This window comes from Zobellia sp. B3R18 (genome assembly GCF_018860715.1).
In the GTDB taxonomy this organism is placed as follows: domain Bacteria; phylum Bacteroidota; class Bacteroidia; order Flavobacteriales; family Flavobacteriaceae; genus Zobellia; species Zobellia russellii.
Genome location: NZ_JAHKQG010000011.1, coordinates 877487 through 888455 on the forward strand (window position 1 = coordinate 877487; position 10969 = coordinate 888455).

The window sequence follows — 10969 nt, forward strand, 5'->3', positions numbered from 1 at the left end:
TCTATTAAAATTTAACTTACTTCTTTTGCTGCATTCAATAGCAATTCTCTAGTCGCTATGATACCCTCTTCCTCGCTCAATATGCTGCCCTCGTACTCAACACCAACAAAACCGGTATATCCATTGTCCTTTACCATTTGGAGCATTTTAACATAGTCTATGTCGGTTTCGTTTCCATCGGCATCAAAATCATGCGTTTTGGCACTGACCGCCTTGGCATACGGCATTAATTCTTTTACACCCTTGTATTTGTCATACATAACCTCACAATCGCGACTTCCTTGTTTGCGTGTAATACAGAAGTTTCCAAAATCAGGAAGTGTCCCGCAATTATCCATTGCCACGGCTTTCATAACCTCTGCATGCATGGCTCCGTTAGAAGACAGACCACCATGGTTCTCTACTAAAATATTAATGTTCTTTGTTTTGGCATAGGTAGACAGTTTGGTAAGGCCATCTATGGAGTTTTTCTTCCACTCCTCCGGCTCACTGCTGCCGTTAAGGTTTACCCGAATGGAATGGCAGCCCATTGCAGCTGCTGCATCTACCCATTTTTTATGTTTTTCTACGGTTTCGTTTCTTTCTTTTTCATCACTTACGGCAAGGTTTCCTTGACCATCAATCATGATCAAGACATTTTGCATTCCGTGTTTTTTAGCCTCTGCATTGGATTTTTCAACAAAGGCGGCCATAGCCTCATCTGAATAACCGGCATCCGCTAATTCAGGATTATATAATTGACTAACATATTCCAAACCTGAAAAACCCCAATTCTTTGCTTTTTCCGCAAAAGTATAAGGATCTACACCATCCTCTTTTATCATTCTATGAATAGACCATTGCGCCAAAGACAATTTAAAGAAAGGTTCTGCCATTGTCTCTTCCGTTTCAGGAGCTACATCACCAACTTTTTCACTTTTTTTAGTCTCTTTACAAGCGGCAACACCTAGAATTGAAAGTGCCAAACCGGCCTGAGAGCTATTCCTTATAAAGTTTCTTCTTTTCATTATGTAAGATTAGTTTATTGAATTTTAAGGATTTGAGGATAGATCACCTGCAAATGTGTCACCTTAACAAGATGTATAGCGAATAAATGTAGAAAATTAATTTAATATTTAATAAATTTATGGACTAAACAATTTTGTACATGAGCAAATTTTATTACAACGAAGAGCAAGAGTCTTACGACGCGATTGTGGTGGGTACAGGTATAAGTGGTGGCTGGGCAGCAAAAGAGCTGTGCGAGGCCGGACTAAAAACCTTGGTGCTGGAGCGCGGACGTATGGTGAAGCACATCGAAGACTATGAAACTGCGAACATGGACCCTTGGGATTTCCCTAACGGAGGAAAACCAACAAAAGAGGACATCGCAAAACAGGAAAAACAGAACCGAACTGGCTATACCACCAACGCCGCAAGTAAAATGTGGTTCGTAAACGATCTTAAACATCCGTATAACGAAATACAGCGTTTTGACTGGATGCGAGGTTATCACGTAGGTGGACGTTCATTACAATGGGGGCGCCAAAGTTACCGCTGGAGCGACATTGACTTTGAAGCAAATAAAAAAGAAGGTATTGCCGTAGATTGGCCGGTACGTTATAAAGATATTGCACCTTGGTATGCAAAAGTTGAAGATTACATTGGTGTTAGTGGCGAGGCGCTAAACCTTCCACAACTACCGGATAGTAACTTCCTACCACAAATGGAACTTAATTGTGTGGAAGAGCACTTTAAGGAAAAAGTAGGTGAGGAGTTTGATGGTCGTGCCGTAACCGTTGGTAGAGTTGCCCATATTACAGGAACTAAAAACTTTGATGGACGCACCAAATGTCAATACAGAAATAGATGTATTAGAGGGTGTCCTTTTGGAGGTTACTTTAGTAGCCTTTCTTCTACGTTACCTGCTGCCGAAGCAACAGGAAATATGACGCTACGCCCAGATTCAATTGTTCATGAGGTTATTTATGACCCAGAAACAAAAAGAGCAACTGGTGTAAAAGTTATAGATCGCGTTACCAAAGAGGCGTACGAATTTAAAGCAAAGGTTATTTTCCTTTGTGCTTCGTCCATAGCTTCTACATCAATTTTAATGCAATCAAAATCTGACCGTTTCCCTAACGGTATGGGTAATGACTCAGACCAATTGGGCCGTAATATTATGGACCACCACCTAGGTGTTGGTGCCTCAGGTAAATTTGATGGTTTTCAGGACAAATATTATAAAGGTAGAAGACCTAACGGAGTTTATATTCCAAGGTTTAGAAACTTAGGAGGAGACACCAATAGAAAAGACTACAAGCGCGGGTTTGGTTATCAAGGTGGCGCAAGTAGAGGCGATTGGGAAGAACTAGTTGCGGAACTATCCTATGGAAAAGACCTAAAAGATGCTATTTTAAAACCAGGCGGATGGACCATAGGTATTGGTGGTTTCGGAGAGGTACTTCCTTACGAAGATAACCGCATGACCCTTGATTACGATAAATTGGATGATTGGGGATTACCAACCGTAACTTTTGATGCCGGTTTTAAGGAAAACGAATTGAACATGCGTAAAGACATGATGCAGTCTGCTATTGAAATGCTTGAAAAAGCAGGAGTAAAAGACGTTAAAGGTCATGATCGCGAAACGGGCTTAGGTCTAGGTATTCATGAAATGGGTACAGCACGTATGGGTAGAGACCGTAGAACATCTGTATTGAACGGCAACAACCAAATACATGATGTACCAAACGTTTACGTAACAGATGGTTCGTTCATGACTTCTGCAAGTTGTGTAAACCCATCTTTAACTTATATGGCCTTTACAGCAAGAGCTGCTAACCACGCCGTAAACGAACTTAAAAAAGGAAATATATAATGGATAGGAGAAAAGCACTCAAGAATATGGGTATGGCACTGGGATACACCGTAGCCACCCCAACTCTGCTCAGCATTGTTCAAAGTTGTAAAAACGAGACCGTACTTGAATGGACCCCAGACTTTTTCACAAAAGACCAAGGGGCGGTATTGACTAAATTAGTTGATATCATTCTTCCTAAAACAGATACGCCTTCCGCTTCGGAAACTCAAGTAAATATATTCATTGATCGGTTTGCCGATCAGGTTATGGAAAAGGGCCAACAAGATTTCCTTAAAATGTCTATGGACCGATTTATTGAAAAGGCGTTGAAAGATTCCGGAAAAGAAAAAGGAGCAGACTTAACTGCCGAAGATTTAGAACCGGTTCTTGCCGAATCCTTAAAAGTCACCAAAGAGGATGAAGTACAGAACTTTGAATCTATAAAACAATACAACGAGGCTGTGGCCGAGGGTAAAGAAGCGCTACTTGATGACGGTATTGCTCGCTTTGCTTTTGCAAACAACCTTAGAGGAATGACTATTTGGGGTTACAAAACTTCTGAATATGTTGGTGAGAAGGTCCTGGCCTACTTACCTGTTCCCGGAGAATATATTGCTTGCGCGGACACGCAAGAGCTGACAGGCGGCAAAGCTTGGTCACTTTAATAAAGCAATAAAGCTTATTGAAGAGTCGCTGGTAAATTACTGTTTACTTGCGGCTCTTTTTTATTTTACGATTACTCATCCAACCTATATACACAATGAAAAGAAGAAACTTCATTCAAAAAACCGCCCTTACCGGTGGAGCCATTTCGCTAGGAGGCAATTTTGCCTACTCCAGCCCAACTAACAGTCTTGCTAAACCTCATAAGTTCAATCTTAAATATGCCCCACATTTGGGTATGTTCAAAGAATTAGCGGGCGAAGACCCTATTGATCAGATCAACTTTATGGCCGATCAAGGTTTTACCGCTTTTGAAGATAACGGTATGATGAAGCGAGATGTGGCCCTACAGACCAAAATGGGCGAAACCTTGGCCAAAAGAGGTATGACCATGGGTGTTTTTGTTATAGACAAAGGGGGCAACATGAAAAATACGCTAGCCGCCGGAAAACAAGAATATATTGATATTTTTTTAAATGGATGTAAAAGGGCCGTGGAAACTGCAAAACGCGTCAATGCCAAATGGATGACCGTTGTACCCGGTGGATTTGAAAGAAAACTACCTATTGGTGTACAAGATGGCAACGTAATTGAAGCTTTGAAAAGAGGTGCCGAGATTTTAGAACCTCATGGGCTTACGATGGTTCTGGAACCTCTATCCGATTCACCTGACCTGTACTTACAGAACTCGGACCAAACCTATATGATTTGTAAAGGAGTTGATAGTCCGGCCTGTAAAATATTGTTCGATATCTACCATATGCAAAAAACAGAAGGGCACCTTATCCATAATATGGACCTTACTTGGGATGAAATAGCCTATATTCAAATTGGTGACAATCCGGGGCGTAAAGAGCCCACTACAGGGGAAATCAATTATAAAAATGTATTTAAATGGATACACGAAAAAGGTTTTAAAGGGGTACTTGGTATGGAACATGGCAACTCCAAAGACGGAAAAGCAGGAGAGCAAGCCGTTATTGACGCCTATATTCAAGAGGATTCATTCCTGTAAAACATAAAGTCTTTATTTGATAGGTCCTACTTTTAAAAAAAGTAGGACTTACTTTTTGCTTCAAATCCAATCTTCAAAAGTAAAAAAGGGGTGTTTCATCGGCATATTGATGCAAATCGTGCATTTTAACGAGTTTTTTGACCTTTTTCGACGTTCTACATACTAAAGAGGTAAGATACCTTCTAGTGAAGGCGTTAGTTTTATATGACCTCATATATATACCTACTTATCGCCTATGCATCGCTAATGCTTTTATCTAAACTTGCGTTTCATTATTTTAAACGAAAGCAAGTAAATAATTAGATTGAAGGCAAAGCTTTGAATATCGCATCAATGGAATTTCTTAACTCCATGATGATGCTATCTTGCGCACAAAAACGGAAAAATCGCTTTACAAGTGCGATTTTATCTTAAAAATCTCCCTATTTTTTAAGTTTTTGTCACTTTTATGTAATCTTTTCATCCATTTTACTACGTATATAGTATACAACGTTTTATTGGGGGCACAATGGACAAATATATTATCATACTCATCGTTTATATTGCTGCATACATCTTTTCTGTAGTAGCAAGACCGTACTTGGAGAAATAGTCATTTCCCATATATATAGCATTACTTCTCAGGTAGTGCTTTTTTGCGTCATACTTTCTCAAAATTTTCCTTTAACCTATTGTGACTAAGCCGTTCCTATTTAGCGCCAACTCTTTTCTACTATAGAAAATCATTCATCCTTAACGGGTTATTATAATCCATCCGAAATACGCATAAAAAAACCCTGACCAAACGGACAGGGTTTTATAAGTATAAAAACTTCTTTGATTAAGAACCGCACATTAAGCAATCATCATCTGCTTGACCTTCTTTGGCCCGAGCAATCATTTCTTTCATTTCTTCAGGAGTCATTGGTTGAATGTCCAACTCTGCCTGTGGCGCACTGGAAGTAGTATTTACTTCCATTGCAACAGCTGCCTCTACTGGCGGCGTAGTTGCGGCTGCTTCTGCTTCTGCAGCAACACTTACCGGAGCAGCGTTCTTCTTGCTATTATCCAATGTAAATTTAATAGCATCTACAGCAGCTTTAGTACGCAAGTAATACATACCTGTTTTTAAGCCACTTTTCCATGCATAAAAGTGCATTGAGGTCAATTTAGAATAGTTTGCGTTTTCCATGAACAAGTTCAAAGACTGACTTTGATCAATGAAATATCCTCTTTGGCGGCTCATGTCTATAATATCTTTCATACTAAGCTCCCAAACCGTTTTGTACAAGTCACGTATGTCCTGTGGAATGGTTTCTATATGTTGGATAGAACCGTTTGCACGCATTAACTCTTGCTTCATGTTCTCGTTCCAAAGACCTAGGTTTACCAAATCTTCCAATAGATGCTTGTTCACCACAATAAACTCACCAGAAAGCACCCTTCTAGTGTAAATATTAGAAGTATAGGGCTCAAAACACTCATTGTTACCCAAAATCTGAGACGTTGAAGCTGTTGGCATAGGCGCTACTAAAAGTGAGTTACGAACTCCGTTTTTCTTAACCTCCTTACGCAGTTTGTTCCAATCCCATCTTCCTGATAGTTCTTCGTCCTTAATACCCCAAAGGTTGAACTGAAAATCTCCCTGAGAAATAGGCGAACCTTCAAAAGTAGAATATGCTCCTTCTTCTTTTGCCATTTCCATAGAAGCGGTAACAGCAGCAAAATATAAGGTTTCAAAAATCTCTTGGTTCAATTTCTTGGCACCGTCACTTGTAAAAGGCAAACGTAACAGAATAAAAGCATCAGCAAGCCCCTGTACGCCAAGACCAATTGGTCTGTGACGCATATTGGAGTTTTCCGCTTCTTTTACCGGATAGTAATTTCTATCTATAACACGGTTTAAGTTTCTGGTTACCCTTTTGGTTACCTTGAACAGTTCTTTATGATCAAAGGCCCCATTCTTAATGAACATTGGTAAAGCAATGGATGCCAAATTACATACCGCTACCTCATCCGGAGAGGTATATTCCATAATCTCGGTACACAAGTTAGAAGAACGTATAGTACCTAAGTTTTTCTGGTTGCTCTTACGGTTAGCCGCATCTTTGTACAACATGTAAGGTGTACCGGTCTCTATTTGAGACTCCAATATTTTTTCCCAAAGTTCACGAGCCTTAACGGTTTTTCTTCCTTTTCCTTCCGCTTCGTATTTGGTATATAATGCTTCAAATTCTTCACTGTGGTGTGTGAACAATCCTGGGCATTCATTAGGACACATTAACGTCCAATCTTCGTTAGCCTCTACCCTTTTCATGAATAAATCCGAAATCCACATGGCATAAAAAAGATCACGTGCACGCATTTCTTCTTTACCATGGTTCTTTTTCAAATCTAAGAATGCATAAATATCCGCATGCCATGGCTCCATGTAAATAGCAAAGCTTCCTTTACGCTTTCCACCACCTTGATCTACGTAACGTGCCGTATCATTAAACACCTGTAGCATAGGAACTATACCGTTAGACGTACCATTTGTTCCTGCAATATAAGAGCCTGTTGCACGTACATTATGTATAGATAGACCAATACCACCCGCAGACTGAGAAATCTTAGCCGTTTGCTTTAACGTATCATAAATACCATCTATACTATCATCTTTCATTGCCAATAAGAAGCAAGAAGACATCTGTGGTTTTGGTGTTCCTGAGTTAAAAAGTGTAGGTGTAGCGTGGGTGAAATATTTTTTGGACATGAGCTCGTACGTCTCAATGGTCGCATCCAAATCATTTAGGTGAATACCTACGGAAACACGCATAAGCATATGCTGAGGACGCTCTGCAATCTTACCGTTCAATTTTAGAAGATACGAACGCTCAAGTGTTTTAAAACCGAAGTAGTCATATCCAAAATCTCTGTTATAGATAATCGTGGAGTCCAACCTTTCTGAATTTTCCGAAATTACCTTATAGACCTCATCGGATAAAAGTGGCGCCTCTTTGTTCGTACGTGGGTTTACATACTCATAAAGGTCCTTCATTGTTTCTGAGAACGACTTTTTAGTATTCTTGTGCAAGTTTGAGACCGAAATACGGGCTGCTAACTTTGCATAATCCGGGTGGGTCGTGGTCATAGTGGCCGCAATCTCCGCCGCTAAATTATCTAGCTCAGATGTGGTTACACCGTCATACAATCCTTCTATAACGCGCATAGCAACCTTTAAAGGGTCTACAAGCCCGTTTAGGCCATAACATAATTTTCTTACTCGGGCCGTGATCTTATCGAACATGACCACTTCTTTTCTGCCGTCTCTTTTAACTACAAACATGTGAATACTTTTTTTAGTGGGGTGTGATACGTTGGTTTGTTTATGCTGAATTGTTAAAAAAATTAACAATTTTAAAATTGGGAACAAAAACCCTGTCTGAGAAAGGGTCCTCTATTTTATATATTATCTAAAAATCTGCGTCGAAGCTTATTTTCTGTGCGTCCTCATCATTATCCTTGTTCAAAACGCCTGCTTTTTGGTATTCAGAAACACGTTTTTCAAAGAAGTTGGTCTTTCCTTGTAGGGAAATCATATCCATAAAATCAAACGGATTGGTTGCGTTGTACACTTTATCGCACTCCAGCTCAACAAGAAGCCTATCCGTTACAAATTCTAGGTATTGTGTCATTAATTTTGAGTTCATCCCGATTAAACTTGCCGGAAGCGACTCTGTAATGAACTCACGTTCAATATCCAATGCATTGGTCAAAATCTCGGTAATACGTTCTTTTGGAACTTTATTGATCAAGTGTTTGTTATGAAGGTGTACCGCATAATCACAGTGCATACCTTCATCTCTTGAAATCAACTCATTGGAAAAAGTAAGCCCAGGCATTAAACCTCTTTTCTTTAACCAGAAAATAGAGCAGAATGCACCGGAGAAGAATATACCTTCAACAGCTGCAAAGGCTATCAACCTTTCTGCAAAACTTGGAGACTCGATCCAATTCAATGCCCAATCTGCCTTTTTCTTAATGGCAGGAAAATTTTCTATTGCTCTAAAAAGAAGGTTCTTTTCCTTTTCATCCTTTACGTAAGTATCAATCAAAAGCGAATAGGTCTCCGAGTGTATATTTTCCATCATAATCTGGAACCCGTAGAAAAACTTAGCTTCGGCATATTGCACTTCACTAACAAAATTCTCTGCCAAATTCTCGTTTACGATACCGTCCGAAGCTGCAAAAAAGGCAAGTATATGCTTCACGAAGTAACGCTCGTCATCACTCAGCTTATTATTCCAGTCATTTAAATCTTCACCAAGGTCTATTTCCTCAGCCGTCCAAAAACAGGCTTCGCATTTCTTGTACCATTCCCATAAATCATGATGTTTAATAGGAAAGATTACAAAGCGGTCGTTGTTTTCTTCCAAAATAGGCTCTAAAGCTGCGGACATATCAAATTATTTTTAAAAAATTCGTGTATTGGGAAGAAAATTCTCCCCTTGTGATGGGATAACAAAGATGGCAAAAAAGCACCAAAATATGCGTGCTGTTCGATCATTTCGGTCACAAAGTTTTTAACACAAATTGTTGAAATGTATGCTCGCATTGTATATACACTGACGTTAACGGGGATCGACAGTTAACGTAAATTTTACATGAAAGTTGAACACAAAAAATTAAACCAAAAAGTATGTTTTTAATATACTTTTTGGTTTAAAAATTATAACATCAACTAAGCGGGCTATTTTGTAATCATAGCCTCTAACCTCTGCAACCTTTCTTCCAAGTTTGCAATTTTTCCTGATTGTTGCTCAATTATCAGTTGTTGTTCTTGAATAGCCGTGACAACTATAGGTATTAACTGGGTGTAACTGAGACTTAAGGTATTTTCAGCATCTACTTCTTCATAAATAATTTCGGGAATTATTTGCTGCACTTCCTGCGCAATAAGACCTAGACACCTTTTCCCCGAGCTTCTATCATCCAACCACAAATAACTTTTTGGCTGAAGCCTTAACACCTCATCAAGACCGTAATCTAGATTTTTTATGTTTTTCTTTAATCTAGCATCTGAATTATGGACTAAAGATCCATTTACAAATACATCCCCGTCACCGGTAATTGCCATTCGGTTAGATGCGCCTTGATCATTTCGGAAATAAAAATTTAATCTACTATTTTGCCCCCCATTTGCTCCGTCCTTTGCAATACCTGCAATGTGCCAGAAAGCGTCGCTTTCTGTATTTTTGAATTCAAGTCTTGAAAAATCATCTCCGTCTTCCTCTAGTTTGAGCAAAGGCTTGGTTATCGTTGAATTATTGAGAACATGAACCCAAGAAGAAGTATTTGAACTAGGCCCAAACTGAAATTCCCCCCCTTGAAACATCCTAAAACGCGTTAAAAAAGAACTAGATCCGTCTAGCTTAGTTTCTAACTGCAAATCTGCCCCTTGTGAACGGGTACTATACCGCCATTGATTACCGTTATTTGGAAAACCAAATATTAGTCCCCCTAAATTTGTCTGAACAAAGAGATTACCTCCAACATGCATTTTCTTTTCAGGATTACTAACACCAACACCTACATTTCCACTAGATCTATATATATTATCTTCATCTTCCTCCCAAAGAGAACTTCCTCCACTACCCGTCCCAATCATCAAATTTCCATCAGCATCGGCCATAACGTTGCGTTCTCCTGTTCCAGCCAAATCACCTGAGCGAATTCCCTTTACAACATCTAACGTTCCATCATCAAGCAATCGAGTATGTACACTTCCACCCGTCAAATCTGTAGAAGAATACATTAATTCCATTCTTCCTTCTCCTGCCGTAAATGCCCAATCAGTATTTGCAGCTCCAGTCCGCATCCATTGTAAACTAACACTTCTGGCATCTGTAGATGTCATTCTATTGCGTAAAGTTCCTATACCTGATACTTCAAAATTTGCATCTGGTGAATCTGTACCAACACCCACCTTACCACTATTAAAATAAATATCACCTGCATTATCTGTCCATAAAGAGCTTCCTCCTCCTCCAACTTCATCAGTACCGGCCACCCACATGCTTGTACCCGCATCCCATTTAGCTACTTGACCATCTGCCGTACCCTCAAGTCCGCTTATATTCGTGCCATCACCTAAAAGCAATCCGCTTTCCCCTGTAACATCCACATAATCACTTAAATCAACCGAACCCGTACCATCTTCAATGCTTAACACATCTCCAGTCATTATAAGTCCTTGATCATCCGTATCTACCAACCCACCAGCTGCCAATTCTTCTATTGCCGCTTGGGTATCAGCAGCTGCAAGTCCCGTTCCCGTATTGTCAAAAGGAACTTCGGAGGCGTTTTGGTCATCTGTTCCTCCCGGTGGGATAATCGTAGAAAGATCAACACCCGTTCCATCTTCTATCTGTAGCATGGTTCCTGAAAGTGATAAATTCTGATCATCTGTATCTACCAACCCACCCGCA

Annotated in this window: 7 protein-coding genes; 3 read left to right on the forward strand and 4 right to left on the reverse strand. The window is 39.8% G+C overall.

What is annotated here, in order from left to right; genetic code table 11:
• Positions 1-11: 11 nt before the first annotated feature.
• Positions 12-1007, reverse strand: a complete 996-nt coding sequence (locus KO513_RS10190) for a sugar phosphate isomerase/epimerase family protein (RefSeq protein ID WP_215436337.1) — start codon at positions 1005-1007, stop codon at positions 12-14.
• Positions 1008-1147: 140 nt separating this feature from the next.
• Between KO513_RS10190 and KO513_RS10195 the strand changes: the two genes are divergently transcribed.
• The 3 genes from KO513_RS10195 (at position 1148) to KO513_RS10205 (ending at position 4520) form a co-directional block, all read left to right on the forward strand.
• Positions 1148-2860 carry a GMC oxidoreductase gene (locus KO513_RS10195; protein ID WP_215436339.1) on the forward strand — a complete coding sequence of 571 codons (1713 nt, stop codon included), beginning with the start codon at positions 1148-1150 and terminating at the stop codon, positions 2858-2860.
• Positions 2860-3507, forward strand: coding sequence for a gluconate 2-dehydrogenase subunit 3 family protein (locus KO513_RS10200; RefSeq protein WP_215436341.1), 648 nt, complete (start codon positions 2860-2862; stop codon positions 3505-3507). The genes KO513_RS10195 and KO513_RS10200 overlap by 1 nt, the downstream gene beginning before the upstream one ends.
• A gap of 95 nt (positions 3508-3602) precedes the next feature.
• Entirely contained in the window at positions 3603-4520 is a 918-nt protein-coding gene (locus tag KO513_RS10205) for a hydroxypyruvate isomerase family protein (RefSeq protein ID WP_215913299.1), read from the forward strand.
• Positions 4521-5340: 820 nt separating this feature from the next.
• On the opposite strand, the gene KO513_RS10210 is transcribed toward KO513_RS10205, so the two are convergent.
• From KO513_RS10210 to KO513_RS19820, 3 genes are all read right to left on the reverse strand, one after another.
• The gene (locus tag KO513_RS10210; RefSeq protein ID WP_215913300.1) at positions 5341-7827 is read right to left on the reverse strand and encodes a ribonucleoside-diphosphate reductase subunit alpha; all 2487 of its coding nucleotides are present in this window, start codon (positions 7825-7827) and stop codon (positions 5341-5343) included.
• Between the two features lie 127 nt (positions 7828-7954).
• Positions 7955-8941: a ribonucleotide-diphosphate reductase subunit beta gene (locus KO513_RS10215; protein ID WP_215436347.1), complete on the reverse strand. Its 987-nt coding sequence runs from the start codon at positions 8939-8941 to the stop codon at positions 7955-7957.
• Positions 8942-9231: 290 nt separating this feature from the next.
• Positions 9232-10305 (reverse strand): tail fiber domain-containing protein, encoded by a 1074-nt coding sequence (locus KO513_RS19820; protein WP_371735795.1) that lies wholly within the window; start codon positions 10303-10305, stop codon positions 9232-9234.
• Positions 10306-10969: the final 664 nt, after the last annotated feature.